This window comes from Thiobacillus sp., assembly GCF_030696885.1.
Classification (GTDB): domain Bacteria; phylum Pseudomonadota; class Gammaproteobacteria; order Burkholderiales; family Thiobacillaceae; genus Thiobacillus.
Genome location: NZ_JAUYRI010000031.1, coordinates 24528 through 44535, shown reverse-complemented (window position 1 = coordinate 44535; position 20008 = coordinate 24528). Strand labels below are relative to the sequence as shown.

Below are 20008 nucleotides of genomic sequence, written 5' to 3'. Positions count from 1 at the left end.
GCCAAGCGGGGAGCGGACCGCAACAGCTGAAAGCCGGCGATCGGATTCAATGTGCGCTGCCGTACAGAAGTCTGCCGTTTGCTGCGGAATAATGCAGGCAAGGATACGGCAATGTCGTCGAATCGCGCGACGATGATTCACGGTATTTGAACGGCTTCACGCCGACGCCGCGCCCCGGGTCCGGGGCTGCCGCTCGCCGCCGGAAGGCAGGCAGCACAAGGGGATGCGGAGTGATCCGTCAACCCGGCAAGCGGTAGTCGGACACATTGACGTTATGGGCGCTTACAGCGGCGCTGGATGGCACAGGGTACTGTTAGGGGGTGGGCAGAGAAGCGCACATCCCGTTCGGGTCCGTTTTTAAACGCACGGATTTTTATCTCACATAAGGGGCATCTCATGAACAACATCGTCTACATCGTCGGCGCCATCGTCATCATCATCGCAATCCTGTCGTTCTTTGGATTGCGCTAAAGCCCGAGCAGGTTGACGCGGCAGCCCCGCAGGCGGCTGCGTCGATCTTCTGCGCTGATGACGGCGGATCAAACGCTTACCCGGCCAGCCTGAGCAGCGGAAACAGCCCGAACCACAGGACGTATGTCAGCGAGGCCGCCATCAATCCGTCGATGCGGCCCGGCGGTTTGCCTGATTCCATGCGCTTGCGCAACAGCCACGCCAGCCAGATCGCGTGGGGTATGACCACGTAGGCGATGCCCGCGAACGCGCCCCCCGCCATGTTCAGCACCTGCGCCATCAGCGTGGCCCCGGCTGCCAGCACGGTAAACACCAGGCAAAGCCACAGCGCGCCGCGTTGCCCCAGGCGCACCGCCAGGGTGCGTTTGCCGACGGCTGCGTCGGCTTCCAGATCCGGGATGCCAGACAGGGTGATCGACGGCACGATCGCCAGCAGCAGCGGCAGGCCCAGCAGCCACGGAAGCGGGTCATTCCAGGCGCCACCCAGAAACACGTAGCCGCACAGGATGACGACGATGCTGTGGGTGAGCGCCACGTCCAGCTCCCCCAGGCCTCGATAGCACAGTTTCAGCGGCGGCGCGGTGTAGCCCAGGGCCAGGATCGCCATCACGCCCAGCACCGACAGCACCGCGGACGTGCCGGCCGGCGTCAGGGTCAGCAGCCATGCCGCGCTGGCGACGGCGCCTGCCAGCGTCACGGCGATGCCGATCTGCAGTTCGTGCCGACTGAGCAGGCCTTCCACCAGCACGCGCGAGCCGCCGGTGAAAGGACTGAAGAAGCGGTTGTTGCGGTCGCTCGGAAAATCCACCACTTCGTTGATCAGCACGGTGGCCACCTCCCCCAGAAACAGGCAGAGGTAGCCGATCCAGAACAGCGGATTGCCGAACACGCCGTCCGCGGGAAACGCGGCCAGCGCGCCCACGGTGTAGGCCAGCCAGGTCATGGGATAAAACTGCAGCCGCATGGCCTTGAGCCAGGCGGCGGCCTTGTGTCGAAGCTGTTCCCACCGCGTGATGCGGCCCTGTTCGAGCGCGCGTCCCTGACGGCGGGCCTGCTCGATCCATTGCTGCCGTTGCTGCAGGGTGGAGTCCTTGACCGAACCGCAGACCAGCGAACGCACGGGCCGGACGCCGCAGAAGCCTAGTGTTGCCCGCGCCATCGCATTGCGGCCGGGTTGCCGGTAGACCAGGCGGTGGATCAGCGGCGGCGTGTCCATGGTGGTGATCAGTTGTGCGGATCGGCCGCCGAGCAGACCCTGGTAGCCAGTGCCGCCCTCGCAGGTAATGAACGCGAAATGGGGCGTCAGCACACGGTCGAGAAAGCCCTTCAGCAGCGCGGGCAGGGTGCCCCACCAGGTCGGGTAGACGAACACCAGATGCTCGGCCCACAGGATCAGTTCGCGGGCGGCGCGGATGTCCGCTTCAAAATCCTGCTGATTGGGCGACGGGGTGTGGACGTCGGGATCGAAATCGAGCGTCGCCAGATCGAGGCGGCGAACGTCGGTGCCTGCCGCCCGCGCTCCCGCGCCGTAGGCGTCCGCCAGTGCCCCGCACAGGCTGTCGGTGCGCGGATGTCCGAGAATGATGAGTACGTTCATGAGCGGCCCTCCGAAGGCGTTCAAGCGTATCGGCCGCCTTGTTCGGCTATCCGGCGTTCACGTCACCACGCCGTGGGCGAGCAGGAAGGCGACGCGTTGCGTCAACGTTCCCCGTCGTTCCGCTGGGCCGGGTCGCGGCTGTGCGGTGGCGGCGCGGTCCTGTCCTGCGTTCGGCCATCCCGTGCCTGGGGCTCGCGCGGGTCCAGCCAGGGCTGGGGGCCCTGCCGGGTATCGCGCGGGTTCACGCCGTTATCGGGTCGCACGGATGCGGCGGGCCGTTGAACGTTGTCGCGTTGCTGGGTTTGCGTGCGCGTACCGTTGGTGGCGTCCTGCCTGTTCTGCTGGGTGGGGACGCGTTGTGACGGCCGGACCTGTTCGCGCTGCTGGTAGCGCTGCTGCACCACGGGATCGCGCGGCTGGTAGGGGTAGCGCTGTTGCTGAATGAGGTACTGCTGCTCGATCTGGCGCGGGTAGCGGTCGCCCGAATACAGCCTTTGGTAAGCGGGCAGCGGCGCCGGCGGTGGGGCGGCGCGGCGGTCCCAGGTGTCCCAGCCGCTTCGCTTCTGTTGCCACTCACGGCCCCAGTGATTGCTCCAGCGCGGCGGCGCATCCGGACGCCAGCCGCGAAAGTAGGCCGGCGGCTGGCGGTAGTAGCGTACCGGAACGCGCAGGATATACACCGGCACGGCATAGGGCTCCACATACCACCAGGGACCGTTGTACCAGGAACTCGCGTACCAGTTGTCCGCCTGATACACCCAGTACATGCCGTCATAGAAGAAGTAGTTCGCCTGCACTTGCGGCGCGTAGTAGACCGGATAGCCGGGGACGACGACGAGCCGCGGGTAGGCCGGCACGCCGATGCTGATGCTGACCTGGACCGCGGCAGTCGCCAGCGGGGACAGCGACAGCCCCAGCACAAGGATGAGGGTGCGAATGTTCGGCATGGTGTGACCTCCAGTTTGAGGGCGGCAACCGGCGTCGCGCAGAATGCGACCCCATTGCCTGACCATTCATCCTAGCGCTGCCGTGCCGGTCGATCTGTGCGCTGCGACACACAGGCCCGCCTCAGCCCCGCGTCACTGCGGTGGCCTATCCCCGGCGGTGGGCTGAAATGCGTGGACGGTACCGGTCTGCAGCAGGGCGGCGAGTGCGTCGGCCGCCAGCGGACGGGCGAAGTAATCGCCCTGGGCCTCGTCGCACTGCCGGTCGCGAAGAAACCGAGCCTGCTCGACGGTCTCCACGCCCTCCGCGCTGACGCGCAGCCCGAGGGACCGGGCGAGGCTGATCGCTGCGCAGACGATGGCGGCATCGTCCGCATTGCCAATCATCCTGCTGACGAACGAGGGGTCGATCTTCAGGGTATCGATCCGATACGTCCTTAGAGAACGCAGGCTGGAATAGCCGATGCCGAAGTCGTCGACCGCGAGCTTGACGCCCAGGTCGGCGAGCGCATGCAGTACGGGTTCGGTGGACGCGACGTCGCGCATCAGAACGCCCTCGGTCAGATCGAGTTCCAGTGTGCGCGGTTCCAGATGCGCTTCCTCGAGGGCCGCGCGTACGTTATCGAGATAATCCGCCGCAAGGAACTCGGCCGTGGAGACATTGATGGAGAGCGTGACAGGCGGCAAGCCAGCCTGCAGCCAGGCCTGGGCCTGCCTGCAGGCTTCGCGCAGCACCCAGCGGCCGATCGGCAGGATCAGGCCGCACGCTTCGGCTGTCGGCACGAACTGCGCGGACGCCAGCAGCCCGCGTTGCGGATGCTGCCAGCGGATCAGCGCCTCGACGCCCGTTGTCGTGCCGCGCTGAAGATCGATTTTCGGCTGGTAGTGCAGCACGAATTCCTGCCGTTCCAGCGCGAGGCGCAGACTGGCTTCAATGGATTGCCGCTCGATTGCCTGGGCATTCATGCGCGGCTCGAAGAATTTGTAACTGTTGCTCCCACCGGCCTTGGCATCGTACATCGCGGTGTCTGCGCACTTGATCAGGGTTTCCGCATCCCGGCCGTCGTCGGGGTAGATGCTGATGCCGATACTCGCGCCGATATGCAGCTCGTGTTCGGCGAGATGGTGAGGCGGCGCCAGTGCCGCGAGCACTTTTTGCGCCGACAGCGCCGCGTCTGCAGCGTGTTCGATATAGGGCAGCAGCAGGACGAATTCGTCGCCGCCCTGCCGGCTGACGGTATCGGAGTGGCGCACACTTCCCACCAGGCGCTGGGCCACCGATTGCAGCAGCTGGTCGCCCACCAGATGTCCGAGGGAATCGTTGATGGGCTTGAACTGATCCAGGTCGATGAACATCACTGCCAGCTGCCTGTCCTGGCGGCGGGCCAGCTCGATGGCCTGACCCAGCCGGTCCTGCAGCAGTGCCCGGTTCGGCAGGCCGGTGAGCGTGTCGTAATGGACCAGATGCTCGAGCGTATCTTTGGCGGCCTGGATTTCCTCGGCCATCACGCTCGCTTCGATGGTCGCGATGACCAGGTGTTCGTTCGCCTGCCGCAGCTTGGAAATGTGATCATCGGACGCGGTCTGCGCGTCGCCCGAGCCAAGGTCCTGCTCGCGCGATGTGGCGGATGCTTCGCGTGCATGTGCCGCGTCCTCGCGCAGATGGACCGCGTCTTCACGCAGGTTGGCGGCATCTTCACGCACATCCGCGGCATCTTCACGCAAGTTGGCGGCATCTTCACGCAAGTCCGCCGATTTCTCCCGACTTAGAACAGCGTCCTCGGCGGCGAGGCGGGTTTGATCCCTGCGCGTGTCCGTTTGACCGGGGGTGTCGGATTCACCTGTATCAGACGCGCCGTCCTTGTCCTGGCTGTTCATTGCCCCCTCCCTTACGCGGCTGTCCACGCTAGGAACCGATCCTGGGATGACCGGTCATGATGCCGTCGTATTCGGACAAGGACTCGCCAATCACGATGCCCTCGTCGTTGATGTCGAACAGCCGGATGTCTTTGCTGTGGTCGCTGCCGCGCACCTTGACGACCGAGAAGACGCGCCTGAGCTGGCCCGCGAGTTCGACATAGCGCTGCACCAGGATGGCATCGGCGAGAAACGCGCTGCCAAACGGACTGAAACGCAAATCGGTGTAGCGGTCTTCCAGTTCCGAGGTCATCAGGATGGTCACGCCCATGCTGGTCAGTTCGGCCACCATCCGGTACAGCGAACCGCGAAAATCCTCGCTGAACTCGGGCGCCAGTGCCAGCTCGAAACCCGACAGCGAATCGATGACGACGCGCTTGGCCTGCATCCTATGGATCATCTCGATCAGGTCATGCAGGGTTTCATCGATCGACAAATCCAGCGAACGCGTGTCGATCACCCCCACCTGCCCGGCACTCACCAGCGCATGTAACTTGTTGTTCAGCAGCTGGCTCGGACTTTTTTCGAACGCCGCGATCACGCCAGTCTCGCCGCAGCGTGCCCCTTCGGCGAGAAATGCCGTCGACAGGATGGTTTTCCCGGAACCCGAGGGGCCGACTGCGAGCAGCGAATAACCGGCCGGCAAACCGCCCCCCAGCATCTCGTCCAGGCCCGCGACCCCCATGGAAACCCGTTCCGTGCCGCCCGCGGGAGCCGGTCCGACTGCCTCGTGCGGCTGGACGATCGCCCGTGGAAAAACCTGGACGCCGGCCTCACTGATACGGAAGGTATGCAAACCGGGCGCCTGGGCCTGGCCACGCATCTTGACCACCTGCATCTTGCGCACCATGGAATTGCGATGCAGGTTTTGCGACAGCCACAGGATGCCGTCCGCCACGGTGAAGACCGGACTCGATTCGGATTCGGGCGCCAGGTATTCACCGATCAGGAAGGTGGTGGCCTGCCAGCTGGTCATCTGCATGCCGAGCTGCTGCACAAAGTGCTGCAGATCGAACACATTCCCGTCTTGGGGACGGCCCGACTGCACGACGGATCGAAACGAGTCGACGAACACCAGTCTGGGTTCAAAGTCTTTCACCTCGGCGGCGATGCGCGCCAGGACGCGGTCGAAATCGCCCTCCAGCAGCTCGGTCGCCAGGTTGACGAAGCGAATCGACTGATTGATCTTGTCGTGATCGAAAAACGCAAATTGCTGCTGGTAGCGCAGCATTTTCAGGGTGGGCTCGCCGAGCACGGTGAAGAACAGCGCCCGGTATTCCGGGGTGGCCAGCGAGAACATCATCTGGTGCGCGAGCGTCGTTTTCCCGCTTCCCGGCGTGCCCGCAATCAGGTTGAACGAGAACTCCGGCAGACCGCCGCCCAGCAGGTTGTCCAGGCCGGGCACTCCCGAAGGCAGGCGACGTATCGTGACCTTGCTACTCATTTTTTCAGCTCCTCGCCGTTCTTGTCCGCTGCGGCATCGCCCCAGGCCGAACGTAAAATTCCGGTCGTCAGCGCCTCGCCAATCAGCGAGGCCATGATGTCGGTGAAAGTGACCAGCAGCAGGCGATTGGCTTCGCTGGCGTGCGTCGGCGTCTGGGCCGCCAGACTGGTTTTCAATGACGTGAACCGGTGATCAGCCTGCGCTGACGACGCGCCGGCCGCAAGCCAGGGAAAGGTTGACTGGGTGAGAAATACGCTTCGTTCGTAGAGTGAATCGAATCCGCCTGCACCGACGATCGAACTGACCTCGGTCGCCAGCTTCTCCCACAGCACACTCACGGTATCCGCCCCCTCGGGGTGCTGCGCCATGAGGCGGTCAATGATCTGGTGCCGCTGCGGGTCAGGGGTTTCCATCATAAGAAAAATATAAATAACCGACTGACATGATGACCTCGTCTCTGCACCGTGGGTCGCCTGGATAGGCGGAGAAACGTTTTCCGGCACCCACTGTACATCCCTTTGCCGCCGACGAGTAAGCCGGACATTTAGATCTGATTAATTGTCCCTCGCCAGCCTCATAGGGTCTGTGCGTTCACGCACATAGGCGCAGAGGCAGACGCCATGCGGGCTTCAGTCCGCCGCCTGCAGCCGGGCGGACCCTTCAGCCCAGGATCACCTCGGCGTGGTGTTCCCGGCGGTCGTCGATCAGCGGGATGCGCGCGTCGTGCTGTTCGACACCATCTACCGTCACGCGGGTCGCCTGCCCCGCGGGCTCGCCGTCGCGACGGATCCTGATGTGGTAGACGGTGTCGCGATAGCGGTAATGGACTTTGTAGGCATCCCAGTCGGCCGGGATGCACGGTGAGATGCGCAGATGGTCGACTTCGAGCTGCAGGCCAAGCAGGGTTTCCACGGTCAGCCGGTACATCCAGCCCGCCGCGCCGGTGTACCAGGTCCAGCCACCGCGGCCGGTGTGCGGCGCCACCGCATAGATGTCCGCGCACATGACGTAGGGCTCGACCTTGTAGCGTTGCATCGTCTCCGGCGTGTCGCCGTGCAGGATCGGATTGAGCATGGCGAAGAATTCCCAGGCGCGTTCGGTGTCACCCATCATGGCAAACGCCATCGTGGTCCAGATCGCGGCATGGGTGTACTGGCCGCCGTTCTCGCGCACGCCGGGGATGTAGCCCTTGATGTAGCCGGGCTCCAGCGCGGATTTGTCGAAGGGCGGGTCGAGCAGCTGGATGATCTGCTTGTCGCGCCGCACCAGGCGCTGGTCGACCGCCGCCATCGCCTGCTGCGCGCGCCGGGGGTCGCCGCCTTTCGAGATGACCGACCAGCTCTGGCTGATCGAGTCGATCTGGCATTCATCGTTGCTGGCCGAGCCCAGCGGGGTGCCGTCGTCGAACCAGGCGCGCCGATACCAGTTGCCGTCCCAGGCCTGGGCCTCGATGTTGCTGCGCAGCCGGGCCGCCTGCGCGCTGCACAGCTCGGCAAACTCCTGATCATTGCGGTCGCGCGCCAGGCCGGAAAACAGCTCGAGGTTTTCGAGCAGGAACCACGCCAGCCACACGCTTTCGCCGCGGCCGTCCTTGCCAACCAGGTTCATGCCGTCGTTCCAGTCGCCGCAGCCCATCAGCGGCAACTGGTGGGCGCCGAAGCGCAGGCCGTGCTTCAGCGCACGCACGCAGTGCTCGTACAGGCTGGCCGCTTCGGGCGAGCGTTGCGGCTGGTCGTAGTAGGCCTCTTCTTCCGCATACAGCTCGCGGCCTTCCAGGAAATGGATGGACTCGTCGAGCACCCCGGTGTCGCCGGTCGTACGCACATAGCGGCAGGTGGCGTAGGGCAGCCACAGATAGTCGTCGGAAAAATGGGTGCGTACGCCCTGGCCGTTGGGCGGATGCCACCAGTGCTGGACGTCGCCCTTGAGGAACTGGCGCCCGGCATGCAGGATCAGTTGATCGCGTGCCAGCGACGGCGTCGCGTGGATCAGCGCCATGGTGTCCTGCAGCTGGTCGCGGAAGCCGTAGGCGCCGCCGGACTGGTAATAGCCGCTGCGTCCCCACAGCCGGCACGACAGGGTTTGATAGATCAGCCAGCCGTTGGCCAGCACGTTGAGCGCGGGGTCGGGCGTGTCCACGTTGACCGCGCCGAGGGTGCGGTTCCAGTGTTCCCACACCGCTTCCAGCGCCTGCCGTGCGCCCGCACGGCGGCCGAAGCGCTGGATGAAATGCCGCGCCTCGTCGGCGTGGGCGGCCGCGCCGAAGACGAACACAATCTCACGGTCCTGACCGGGGGCCAGCTCGATCCGGGTCTGGATCGCGGCGCACGGATCAAGGCCGGCGCCGGTCCGGCCCGACAGGCGCTTGCGGCGCATCGCCGCCGGACGCGCCAGCGAGCCGTTGCGGCCGATGAACTCGGTGCGGTTGCCGCTCACCGAACGCTCGCGTTCGCTGACATGGGCAAACACCACGCGGCCGGCGTACTCGCGGCCATAGGCATTGCGGGCGAACACCGCACCGCTCGGCGGATCGGTTTCGGTGACGATGTGCATCTGGTTGGCGTGCCGCCATTCGCCGAGCACCAGCTCCCAGTAGCCGGTGAGCGACAGGCTGCGCGTGCGCTGCGAGGTGTTGCGCAGCTTGACCACGACGAACTTCACCGGCGCGTCCATGGCGACGTAGGTATAAAGCTCGGATGAGATGCCGGCTTCGTAATGCTCGAACACGCTGTAGCCGAAACCGTGCCGGCACACATAACCGGATTTGCCGCGCGCGGGCAGCGGTGTCGGCGACCAGAACGCGCCGGTTTCCTCGTCGCGGATGTAGAACGCCTCGCCGCTGGCATCGGAGAGCGCATCGTTGTGCCAGGTGGTGAGGCGGAACTCGTGCGCGTTTTCCGCCCAGGTGTAGGCGCTGCCGCTTTCGCTTACCACCGTGCCGATGTGCGGGCTGGCGATGACGTTGACCCAGGGCAGCGGCGTGTTCTCGCCGGGTTCGAGGGTGATGACGTATTCGTGGCCATCGGGCGTGAAGCCGCCCAGCCCGTTGCTGAAAATGCGCTCGCGTTGCGGCAGCGGATAGACCGGCTCGGCAAGTGCCTGCAGCGTGGGTTCGAGGCGGTCCGATGCCCGTTCGCTCGACACGCGGCGATCCACCTGCTCGATCAGGGTTTCGGCGGTGTCGCTGAACACGATGCGGGCCACGGTCTGCAGCAGCACGCGTTCGTCTTCGGTCAGTTCTTCGGCGCGGCGCACGAAGACGCCGCCCGGCTTGTCGATCATGTGCGCTTCGGGACCGCCGTTGATCAGGCCCATGATCAGGTCATGCAGCACCGCGCGGTAGCCGGAGAAATCCTCGTTGACGATCACCAGGTCGGAGGCCAGCCCCTTCATGCGCCAGTAGGCGTGCGCCTGCAACACCTGCTTGACCAGGTCGATGCGGTTGAGGTCGCCGATGTGCAGCAGCACGATCGGCAGGTCGCCCGAGATGGCGAAACGCCACAGCCCGGACTGCCCCAGCTGGTTGCGCGCGATGACGCCGGACGGTGCGCGGCGCATGGCATTGCCGAAGACGACGGAGTTGGCCATGCGGCCGAACAGTTGCGCATCGGCTTCGGTGGCGTTGAGGTGGCGCAGCACCTCCTGGCTCTGGAACCAGGCCATCTCGAACGCGCGCTCGACGAAATGGCGGTCGCAGTATTTTTCCACCAGCGCCAGCGCGGCTTCGCGCGTGTCGGCCATCCCGGAAATGATCTGCACGCTCGCCGATTCGTCGGGCGCCAGGGTCAGGGTGCGGCGGATCGCCACGATGGGATCGAGCACCGAACCGTCTGTGTTCGAGAGCGGCGGGCTGTCGCGGCTCTCGAGCACCTTCGGGTTGGCCGCGCTGCGGCCGCGGCCGATGAAGCGGGCGCGGTCGGTCTCGAAGCTCGGCGCGTCGCTCTTGGCACCCGGTGCGGCCAGCAGGTGGAACATCCAGGGCACCTGTTCGCCCGGCGTGCGCGGACGCCGGGTGCAAAGGATCGCCTGACGCTCGGGCAGGATTTCGGTCTGCACGAACAGGTTGCTGAAGGCGCGGTGCGCGAGGTCGGCATTCAATGGCGCCAGCACCACTTCAGCGTAGCTCGTCACCTCGATGCGGCGGCTGCGTGACGACTGGTTGGTGAGGGTGACGCGACGGATCTCGACATCGTCCTCGGGCGACACGCTGATCTCGGTGTGCGCCTCGATCGCATGGTCGCGCCGCCGGTATTCGGCACGCGCCTGCACGAAGATCGCTTCGTAGTGGTCGGCGCGCTGGAGTGTGGGTTGATGCGCGGTCGACCAGTACTTGCCGCTGGCGCGGTCGCGCAGATAGATGAAGGTGCCCCAGCCGTCGGTGGTGGCGTCCTCGCGCCAGCGCGTGATGGCGAGGTCGCGCCAGCGGCTGGTGCTGCCGCCGGCGTGGGTCGCCATCACATGGTAGCGGCCGTTCGACAGCAGATGCACTTCGGGCAGCTGGGTGCTGGGCTCGGTGAACACGCGCATGATCGAGCCGACGTCCGCGCTGGGTGGGCGCGCGGCGGCGCTGACTTCGGCCGCGTGCGGGTGCAGCGTGGCACCTTTCTTCGGCACCCGTTCCTGCAGCAGCAGTTCGGTCGCCCGTGCCAGCGGGTCGGACATGAAGCGGCGCTGCATCGGCTGGCCGAGCAGGACATGCGCATACGCCAAGAGGCTCATGCCCTGGTGGTGCACCATGAACGACCGCACGATGGCATGCGGCTTGCCGCGCGGCACCCGGGTGGGCGTGTAGTCGATCGCCTCGTAGAAGCCATAGGCGCCGAGAAAGCCCAGATCGGCCAGCGTCTTCAGGTTGCGGCAGGCTTCGCGCGGCATCACCATCAGCGCCAGCGCGCTGGCGTAGGGCGCGATCACCAGATCGTCACCCAGCCCGCGCTTGAAGCCGAGGCCCGGCACGCCGAATGCCCGGTACTGGTAGACCTGGTTGACGTCGGTGGCGTTGTAGCCGGACTCGGAAATGCCCCAGGGCACCGCGCGTTGCCGGCCGTATTCGATCTGGCGCGCCACCGCCGCCTTGGAGGTCTGCTCCAGCAGGGTGTTGGGATAGCTCGGCATGATCAGCTGCGGCATCAGGTACTCGAACATCGAGCCGCTCCACGAGATCAGGCTGACCTCGCCGCCGTGGCTGGTGAGCAGGCGACCGAGCGCAAACCAGTGCTTCTGCGGCAGCTGTCCCTGCGCAATGAGCAGGAAGCTCGCCAGCCGCGCTTCCGACGCCAGCAGGTCGTAGCAGGATGGATCGCGGCGCCGCTCGCCGACGTCGTAGCCGATCGTCAACAGGCCGCATGCGGCATCGTAGAGAAATTCGAAATCCATTGCCGCCAGCGCGCGGCAGCGCAGGATCAGCGCATCGATGCGCTCGATCTGCGCCTGTGCGGGGGTGCCGGCGCCGGCCAGTTCGAACCGGGTCGGCATCGCGCTGCCCTTCCAGGCGCCCGGCACCAGCGTGGCCAGCTCGTCGCGCAGCGCACGCACCTGCAGATCGAAGGCGCGCGCCCAGTAATACAGTTCGTCTTCGATGCCGGTTTCGGTCGGCACCGCTTCGGCCAGCGTGCCGCCGACGCGCTGGATTTTCTCGAGTACGCGGGTGGCGGCTTCCGGCGTCTGCGGCGGTCCGTCCTGCAGCAGACCGTGGAGGCTGTCCTGCAGCAGGGCGATTTTTTTCGCCAGCTCGGGCGCGGGGGCGCTGGGCAGTTGTTCGGCCAGCACCGTCAGCGTGTCCTGCAGTCCCTGCAGGGCGAGCGCCGCCAGCACCGGCTGGGTCTTGAGTTCGGCCAGTCCCGCCTGCAGGGTGAGCAGGCTGCCGGCCAGGTTGCCGCTGTCCACCGACGACACGTACTGCGGGTGCAGCGGCTGCAGGGTGCGGGTGTCGTACCAGTTGTAGAAATGGCCGCGGTAGCGTTCCAGCTTCTCCATCGAGGCCAGCGTGTTGTCGATGCGCTGCAGGCATTCGCCTACCGTGAGATAGCCGAAATCGACCGCCGCCAGGTCGGCCAGCAGCGACATGCCGATGTTGGTGGGCGAGGTGCGCGAGGCGATCGCCGGCGCCGGTTTTTGCTGGAAGTTGTCGGGCGGCAGCCAGTTGTCCGCGGGGCCGACGAAGTCGGCAAAGTAGCGCCAGGTGCGACGGGCCGCGCTGCGCAGGAAGGCCTCCTGGTCTGCGCTCAGGCCGGGGACGGGCGCAGCCAGCGGGCGGCTGATCCACCAGCCGGCAACGGGCGACAGCAGCCACAACAGGAGCAACGGCGCTGCGGCGAGCCACGCGGGTGCGGACAGTGGCAGCGTGGCGGCCAGCGCCACCGCGAGCACCAGCGCGAGCAGCGGCGCGGTCCACATTTCGCGGAAAAAATCGCCCAGCGATTGCCGTGCGTTGCGGCGCGCGTAGGCGGGCAGCTGCCACAGCAACAGGCCGCGCCGCGTGAACAGCATGCGCACGCCCGAGCGCAGGATTGCGCCGAGGGCGATCCGCGTGTCGTAGGGCAGGAAGGCGAGGTTCAGCAGTGCGAGCATCAGCGGGCGGCCGGCGGATTTTGCGGTCAGATTCAGGTGCACCAGCCAGTCGCGTTCATCCGGCTTGCGCACCAGCTCGATCAGGCTGGACAGCACAGAAGGCAGAAACACCACCGTCACCACCAGCAGGGTCCACAGCCACGCGGGCCCCGGGCCCAGCAGCCAGCCGCCGGCCAGCAGGATCAGCAGCGCAGGCGCCACCAGGCTGCGGCGCAGGTTGTCGAACAGTTTCCACCACGACAGTGCCGACAGTGGATTGGCCTGCCGCTTCGTCTTCGCACCCAGGGACGGCCCCGGGACCCACGGCAGCAGCCAGCCGGCCAGCTGCCAGTCGCCGCGTATCCAGCGGTGGCGGCGGCTGGCTTCGCTTGATACGCTGGCCGGATGTTCCTCGATCAGTTCGACGTCGGTCACCAGGGCCGAACGGGCATAGCCGCTTTCCAGCAGGTCGTGGCTGAGGATCAGGTTATCCGGAAAGCGGCCGTCGACCGCCTGGCGAAACGCGTCGACGTCGTAGATGCCCTTGCCGACGAAGGAGCCTTCGCCGAACACGTCCTGGTAGACGTCCGACACTTCGCGCGTGTAGGGATCGAGCCCCGAGTCGCCCGCGAACAGCCGGGTAAAGCGCGACTGCCCGGCGCTGGTCAGGCTGATCGAGGCGCGCGGCTGCAGGATCGCGTAGCCTTCGACGATGCGGCCTTTGGCGGCGTCAAAGACCGGCCGGTTGAGCGGATGCGCGAGGTTGCCGACCAGCGTGTGCGCCGCGTCGCGCGGCAATTGTGTGTCGGTGTCCAGCGTGATGACGTACTGGATGGATTCGAGTAGCGACGGATCGCCGACGATGTCGGAGAACGCTGTTTGCGCCTCGCCCCTCAACCGGGCATTGAACTGCTCCAGCTTGCCGCGCTTGCGCTCGTAGCCCATCCAGACGCGTTCGAAGGGATTCCACAGCCGCGGCCGGTGAAACAGATAGAAGATGCAGGGGCGGTCGTCGCGGTAGGTTTCGTTGAGCGCCTCGACTGCGGTGCGCGCATGCTCGAGCAGCGCGGCGTCGCCCGGCAGTGTTTCCTCGGGCGCATCGGCAAAATCCGTCAGCAGCGCAAAGAAGAGGTTGGGATCGCGGTTGCCGAGATAGCGGATCTCCATCGCTTCGAGCAGGGTGTCGACGTCCTCGGGCCGGATCATCAAGGTGGGGACGATCACCATGGTGCGGTGGCGGTCCGGGATGCCATGCGAAAAATCCAGACGCGGCAGCGCGCGCGGCGGCATCACCAGCGTGACCAGCAGATTCACCAGCGGGGCGGCCAGCGCGGACGCGGCAATCAGCAGCGGCAGTGCCAGCAGCCACCCGCGCGGGTCGTGCAGGTCGACGCCACCGAGCGCGGACAGCACGACGGCGACGACGCCTGCGGTGAGCAGCGCGATGGGGCCGAGATAGCCGAACAGGCGCAGATGCCGACCGGCGCGGCTGATGCGGGATTTCAACGGCAGCCGGCAAGCGACTGCACGTTCCAGCTGCGGGCGGCCGTGATCGATCAGGTAATAGCCGACATGCGCGCTGCGCGCCTCCGGTCCGTGTTGGGCGGCCGCGGTCTGCGCGAGGGTGATGGCTTCGCGCGCCACCGCCCATTCGCTCACGGTGCTGCGGCGCGCCACGTCCTCGACCACGTGGCGGTAGCGGTCGCGGGTGGCGAAATCCTGCTGGGCGTAGTTGTCCAGCGGGTCTTCGCGCAGGGTCTGCTCGACGACGCTGAGCGATTCGACGAACTGCTTCCAGTCCATCGCGCCGATAAAACGCAGGCTGCCGATGCTGTTGGCGATGGAAATCTGGTTGGCCGCGGCAACGCGCCCAGCCGTCTCCGACAACTCGGTTGCGGTCACGCCCTGTTCGAGCAGCTTCTGTTCGACCCAGGTCTGGACGAAGGCCATGGCGGCCCCCTGCGCCTGCAGCCGGTCGTAGAACTCTTCGACGAACGGGGCGGTCAGCGGCACGTCGGCATGGGCGAAGGCGGCCAGCAGGTGGATCAGCTGCTTGGGATCGGTTTCGGCCGCGGCGAGCATGCGGTCCGCCCAGGTGATGGCGGCATCTCGCTCCTCGCGTCGCTGCGCAATGCGCACGCCGACGCGGCGCAGGTTTTCCAGCAGCGCCAGCTGCAGCATGATGGGGAAGGCCCACAATTCGCCCAGCTTCAGCGGTTCGATGGTCTGGTAGGCGGCGATGAACTGGGTGGCGTTGTCGCTGTCGACGCGGCCGTCCATGTGGGAGATCAGTTCGAGCGCCAGGTCGTAGATGCGCGGGAAACCGGCCAGGGGGCCCTCGGCCAGTCGCGGCAGCTGCCGGCTGTAGCCGCGTGGCAGATGTCGCCGCGCCAGCCCGATCTGCTGTTCGATCAGGTAGAAGTTGTCGAGCAGCCAGGCTTCGGCCGGCACGATGCGCTGCCCCGGCAGGGCCGCGGCGGTCACGACGTCGTAGGCGGCGAGCAGGACGCGCTCGTTGTCCGCCAGCCGTGGCAGCAGGCGATCGGGGCCGGTGTGGGTGTCGATCCGGTGCTTGCCTGCCAGCGTGACGGCGTGGCGCTTCAACTGCTCGATGCTGAACAGTTCCGAGCGCAGCAATTCGGTGTCGCGGTCGCGACGCAGGGCATTCCGCCTGCCTGAGGGAAACCCGAACGTTTTGATTTTGATGACCTGCTCCTTGTTCGTATGACGTGTTCGTGTGTCGGGTCAGCGCGGCACGGACCGAGGCACCGACCTGCGGGAAAGCGTTCCCCGCAGGCCACTTCGCGGGAGGATCACCGCGGCGTCTGGCCGGGCCGCAAACGCATCACGACCGGCATTCCGCACCAGGCGGATGCCGGTCGTGAGCATTCGCAGCCTATTTGTTGCGTGCAAACAGCAGGAATGCACCCACCGCGATCGCCCCCACACCGGCCCAGATGGGGATGTTGACGGTCTTCTTGTCCTTGACCGACAGTTCGATCGGCCCCAGCTTGGCTTCGTGCGTGTCCTGGGTATAGGTGAACCCGCCATACAACAGGGCGAGGCCGCCCGCCACCATCAGCGCGATACCCAACATTTTGATTGCATTCATTTTTGTTTTCTCCAGTTGATTAAAAGTGCATGCGGCACGCGTCCGGGACGCGCGCCGGGCCGGCGGCTCGCCTTGATCGGGCTGCGCTTATCAGCATAGAACGGATTGCGAACGGATACTGGCACCGGCAATCCAGATGCGTGCGACGCCTGCCTGTCTGTGCAGGCGTCCCGGCGCGTACCGGGACGGCCTGCATCACTTGCCGACTTCGTGGCCGATGACGCCGCCGACGGCTGCGCCGCCCACGGTGCCGATTGCGCTGCCGCCAGTGAGGACGGCGCCGCCGACGGCACCGACACCGGCACCGACGGCCGTGCTCTTGTCTTGCGACGACATGCCGGCGCAACCGCCCAGGCCCAGCATCAGGGAGGCGGCCGCAGTACCGATTGCAAATTTCTGTAGGGTTTTCATGAGCGTTCCTTGGATGAGGTGAACCTGGGTGGGGCGGAACCTCGATCCCGCCGGGCAGGCACCTGTCTTCACCAGGCGCGCACCGCCGGGGGCCGTGCGCATGGCCACGGTGCAGGGAGTGCACGCGTGCTGGTTAAGATGCGACAAGGATAGGGAATGCGCGCGTCGCCGTCTGTCTGCTATCGAACATAGGTCGCACGCGCGCCCCGCGCGTCATGCCGTCATTCCGACACGGCGTGTGTCGGGGTGTCGCTGTCCTGCCGGTAACGCACGTCGCACAGCAGGCGATCGAGTTCCGCCTTCACCACGCCGTAGCACTCGCAGACGCGGGTTTCGAGTCCCTTGCGATCGAGCACCGCGATGTGGCCGCGGCGGTAGCTGATCACGCCCGCATCCTGCAGCCTGCCGGCCGCTTCGGTGATGCCTTCGCGGCGCACGCCGAGCATGTTGGCGATCAACTCCTGCGTCATGACCAACTGGTTCGACGGCAGGCGGTCCAGCGTCAGCAGCAGCCAGCGGCACAACTGCTGTTCCACCGAGTGGTGGCGCGTGCAGACCGTGGTCTGCGCCATCTGCGTCATCAGTGCCTGGGTGTAGCGCAGCAGCAGGCGCTGGAACAGGCCGGCGCGGTTGAATTCCTGCAGCAGCGTGGCGGCCGGCATCCGGTAGGCCACGCCGGCGGTCTGCACCACGGCCGAGCTGGACGTGGTGTCGCCGCCCATGAACAGCGAGACGCCGACGACGCCTTCGTTGCCCACGCCGGCCGACTCGGACGAGGCGCCGGATGCCATGACGTAGTGCAGCGAGACGATGGCGCTGGTCGGAAAGTAGGCGTACCGCAGCTGGCTGCCGGGTTCGTAGAGCATGTCGCCGAGCGCGAGCTCGACCCGTTCCAGGTGGGCAAGCAGGGGCTCGAATTCCTCAGCAGGCAGGGCAGCAAGCAGGTGGTTCTGGCTAGGGTGCGATGTCGTCATGGGGTGCGGGATAAAGCGGGGGTTATTTGCGGGTGATGATTTCAACGCCGATGCCACGGTAGCCGATGAAGCGGCAGGCCTGGGTGAACATGGGTTCGCCGCTGACCCTGAAGCGCTGGTGCGAGCCATCGGCATTGACGCGGCTGTATACGAAATCGAGGAAGGGCTGGCGCGCGGCAATGGTGGCCTGCAGCACGGCCCGCTCTTGCGGATCCCAGCCTGCAACCTGGTCGCCGCCGTTATTCTCGCCGAGCGTGCCCACCCGGATGCCGAGCATTTCCAGCACCGGCCCCGAGACCTTGGTGAAATTCATGTTCTCGTCCTGTTCCCAGTACCAGTCCGAGGCCAGTTCTGTCAGGCTGCGGTAGCGGGCTTCACTTTCGCGCAACTCGGCGGTGCGCTCCAGCACCGTCTGCTCCAGCACCTGGTTGTAGTCGTCGAGTTTTTTGTACAGCAATCGCACCTCCAGCATGTTGTGGATGCGCACCTTGGCTTCGACCAGATCGAACGGCTTGCTGATGAAGTCCTTGGCGCCGGCCTGCAGCGCGCGCAGCTTGTGTCCTGGCTGCGCCGTGATCACGAGCACCGGCAGATAGCTTTCCGCATCGTTGGTCTTGAGCCCCTCCATCACCTGGAAACCATCCAGGCCGGGCATCTGCAGGTCGAGCAGGATGAGGTCGTAGGGATCCCTGCGGTGCAGCGCGAATACCTCGTGCGGATCCATGGTCGAGCTCACCTGGGTGTAGCCCGCCGCGCTCAGCATTTGCGCGAGCAGCATGACGTTGGATTCCTGGTCGTCGACGATCAGGATGCGGGCATTGAGGAGGTCCGGTTCGCTGATTCTCATGTCTGCCCCTTTTCAGCCGCCTGGGTTTGCGCGTAGCGCAGTGCCACGTCCAGTGCCTCGAGGAAGGCGTTGACCTTGATCGGCTTGGTCAGGTAATTGAAGAAGCCCGCGGCGAGGGCATGCTCGATGTCGCTGGCGAGCGCATTGGCGCTGATCGCAATGATCGGGATATGCGCGGTCAGAGGATCGTTGCGCAGCACGTGCATCGCTTCGAGGCCGCTGATGCCGAGCAGGTTGATGTCCATCAGGATCACTTCCGGCTGGTAGGCGCGCGCAAACTCGATGCCGAGCTGGCCGTCTGCCGCCGAGAGCAGCCGCAGGTCGGCTCGGCGCGCAATGATCTGTTCGACCAGATCGAGGTTGGCCGGGTTGTCCTCGACATAGAGAATCGTGCGCAGCGGCGTGCCGTCCGGCAGACGCGGCTGCTTCAGGGCAGGGTCGGTGGCAGCGAGCACCGCCCGATCCGGGGCCGCGCTCAGCCCCAGTTCCACCCAGAACACGCTGCCGATGCCGACGCTGCTGTCGACACCGAGGACGCCGCCCATCAGCTCGACCAGCCGCTTGGTCACCACCAGGCCGATGCCGGTGCCTTCCTCAGCGCCGGCTTCCTTGCCGAGCCGGTTGAACGGCTGGAACAGTTGGGCAAGCTGCTCGGGCGCGAGCCCGGCGCCGGTGTCGCGCACGCTGATGCGCAACGCGTCCGGCGGCGCCGGCAGCAGCTCGACGACCACGCTGCCGCCGGGCGTGTTGTATTTGATGGCATTGAACAGCAGGTTGATCAGCACCTGCTTGATCCGGGTGCGGTCCGCCTTGACGAAGCAGGGCGTGTCGAAGCGCGGGAACCGCATGCCGATGCCGCGCTTCTGGGCCTGGGGCTCGATCATGGCCCGGCATTCGAGCATCACCTCGGCCAGCGAAACGGGTTCCTGCGACAGCGTCACCTTGCCCGATTCGATCAGCGCGAGGTCGAGAATCTCGTTGATCAGTTCCAGCAGATACCAGCCCGCCTTCAGCACCTGATCGAGGCTGCGCTGCTGGGCGAGCGTCGGCTGCGGCGAGCCGGATTCCATCAGCTGGGCAAAGCCGAGAATCGCATTGAGCGGCGTGCGCAGCTCATGGCTCATGCCGGAAAGAAAATCGGTTTTGGCGCGGTTGGCGGTTTCCGCCGCGGCCAGCGCCTCGTTCAGCTTGGCCTCGACCTGCTTGCGCACGGAGTTGTCGGCGCAGATCAGCAAATAGCCGATGAGTTCGCCTGCGGCGTCGCGCAAGGCCGTGATCGATACCTTGGCGGCAAAGCGGCTGCCGTCCCGGCGGATGATGGTCGTCTCGTAAACGTCCTCGATCCCGCGTGAAGCCTTGAAGGCCAGGGCCTCGAAGCCGGGCGCAATCGGCGTGGCGAGTTCGCTGCTCAGCGCCTGCGCGCGCGCCATCACGTCCTGCGGATCGTGCATCTCGCTCGGGCTGCGCTGGTTTACGACTTCGGCGGCGTGGTAGCCGAGCAGGCGCTCGGCGCCGATATTGAACAGCTGGATGATGCCCTGGTCGTCGGTGGCGATGATGGCGAAATTGGCGCTGGTCAGGATCGCGTTCTGCAAGGTGCCCGTTTTGAGCAGGGCTTGCTGACGCTGCGTTTCGACGCCGCCGGCCGCCGGGCCGGCGGCGTCGGCAAGAAAGGAGGCGTTGACTGTTTCGGACATGGCGGCGTTCCGTGAAAAGCGTGCGGCGGTGCGGAGCAAGGCCGG

General features: G+C 65.9%; 11 protein-coding genes. All 11 read right to left on the bottom strand.

Features of this window, described 5'->3' with window-relative positions; translation table 11 throughout:
- Nucleotides 1-547 precede the first annotated feature (547 nt).
- The 11 genes from Q8R61_RS13825 to Q8R61_RS13775 all read right to left on the bottom strand — a co-directional run bounded on the left by Q8R61_RS13825 (nt 548) and on the right by Q8R61_RS13775 (nt 19963).
- Entirely contained in the window at nt 548-2068 is a 1521-nt protein-coding gene (locus Q8R61_RS13825) for an NAD(P)H-dependent oxidoreductase (RefSeq protein WP_305538266.1), read from the bottom strand.
- Between the two features lie 101 nt (nt 2069-2169).
- Nucleotides 2170-3015, bottom strand: a complete 846-nt coding sequence (locus Q8R61_RS13820; RefSeq protein WP_305538264.1) for a hypothetical protein — start codon at nt 3013-3015, stop codon at nt 2170-2172.
- A 132-nt stretch (nt 3016-3147) separates the two neighbouring features.
- Nucleotides 3148-4890: a bifunctional diguanylate cyclase/phosphodiesterase gene (locus Q8R61_RS13815; RefSeq protein ID WP_305538262.1), complete on the bottom strand. Its 1743-nt coding sequence runs from the start codon at nt 4888-4890 to the stop codon at nt 3148-3150.
- A gap of 28 nt (nt 4891-4918) precedes the next feature.
- On the bottom strand, nt 4919-6373 hold the full coding sequence (locus Q8R61_RS13810) for an ATPase domain-containing protein (protein WP_305538260.1): 1455 nt from the start codon (nt 6371-6373) through the stop codon (nt 4919-4921).
- On the bottom strand, nt 6370-6789 hold the full coding sequence (locus tag Q8R61_RS13805; protein WP_305538258.1) for a hypothetical protein: 420 nt from the start codon (nt 6787-6789) through the stop codon (nt 6370-6372). Before Q8R61_RS13805 ends, Q8R61_RS13810 begins: the two co-directional genes overlap by 4 nt.
- A 244-nt stretch (nt 6790-7033) precedes the next feature.
- On the bottom strand, nt 7034-15559 hold the full coding sequence (locus tag Q8R61_RS13800) for a glycoside hydrolase family 94 protein (RefSeq protein WP_305538256.1): 8526 nt from the start codon (nt 15557-15559) through the stop codon (nt 7034-7036).
- Between the two features lie 259 nt (nt 15560-15818).
- Nucleotides 15819-16034, bottom strand: a complete 216-nt coding sequence (locus Q8R61_RS13795; protein ID WP_305538254.1) for a hypothetical protein — start codon at nt 16032-16034, stop codon at nt 15819-15821.
- A gap of 195 nt (nt 16035-16229) precedes the next feature.
- Complete coding sequence (locus Q8R61_RS13790; protein ID WP_305538252.1) at nt 16230-16445, bottom strand: glycine zipper 2TM domain-containing protein; 216 nt, start codon at nt 16443-16445, stop codon at nt 16230-16232.
- A 221-nt stretch (nt 16446-16666) separates the two neighbouring features.
- Nucleotides 16667-17419 carry a Crp/Fnr family transcriptional regulator gene (locus Q8R61_RS13785; RefSeq protein WP_305538250.1) on the bottom strand — a complete coding sequence of 251 codons (753 nt, stop codon included), beginning with the start codon at nt 17417-17419 and terminating at the stop codon, nt 16667-16669.
- Between the two features lie 22 nt (nt 17420-17441).
- Entirely contained in the window at nt 17442-18266 is an 825-nt protein-coding gene (locus tag Q8R61_RS13780) for a response regulator (RefSeq protein WP_305538248.1), read from the bottom strand.
- Complete coding sequence (locus Q8R61_RS13775; protein ID WP_305538246.1) at nt 18263-19963, bottom strand: ATP-binding protein; 1701 nt, start codon at nt 19961-19963, stop codon at nt 18263-18265. Before Q8R61_RS13775 ends, Q8R61_RS13780 begins: the two co-directional genes overlap by 4 nt.
- Nucleotides 19964-20008: the final 45 nt, after the last annotated feature.

What these genes read in the sequence shown, in the direction of transcription:
- Q8R61_RS13825 (WP_305538266.1), bottom strand. Translation starts at nt 2,068, where the DNA reads ATGAACGTACTCATCATTCTCGGACATCCGCGCACCGACAGCCTGTGC.
- Q8R61_RS13780 (WP_305538248.1), bottom strand. Translation starts at nt 18,266, where the DNA reads ATGAGAATCAGCGAACCGGACCTCCTCAATGCCCGCATCCTGATCGTC.
- Q8R61_RS13810 (WP_305538260.1), bottom strand. Translation starts at nt 6,373, where the DNA reads ATGAGTAGCAAGGTCACGATACGTCGCCTGCCTTCGGGAGTGCCCGGC.
- Q8R61_RS13785 (WP_305538250.1), bottom strand. Translation starts at nt 17,419, where the DNA reads ATGACGACATCGCACCCTAGCCAGAACCACCTGCTTGCTGCCCTGCCT.
- Q8R61_RS13815 (WP_305538262.1), bottom strand. Translation starts at nt 4,890, where the DNA reads ATGAACAGCCAGGACAAGGACGGCGCGTCTGATACAGGTGAATCCGAC.
- Q8R61_RS13795 (WP_305538254.1), bottom strand. Translation starts at nt 16,034, where the DNA reads ATGAATGCAATCAAAATGTTGGGTATCGCGCTGATGGTGGCGGGCGGC.
- Q8R61_RS13820 (WP_305538264.1), bottom strand. Translation starts at nt 3,015, where the DNA reads ATGCCGAACATTCGCACCCTCATCCTTGTGCTGGGGCTGTCGCTGTCC.
- Q8R61_RS13790 (WP_305538252.1), bottom strand. Translation starts at nt 16,445, where the DNA reads ATGAAAACCCTACAGAAATTTGCAATCGGTACTGCGGCCGCCTCCCTG.
- Q8R61_RS13775 (WP_305538246.1), bottom strand. Translation starts at nt 19,963, where the DNA reads ATGTCCGAAACAGTCAACGCCTCCTTTCTTGCCGACGCCGCCGGCCCG.
- Q8R61_RS13805 (WP_305538258.1), bottom strand. Translation starts at nt 6,789, where the DNA reads ATGATGGAAACCCCTGACCCGCAGCGGCACCAGATCATTGACCGCCTC.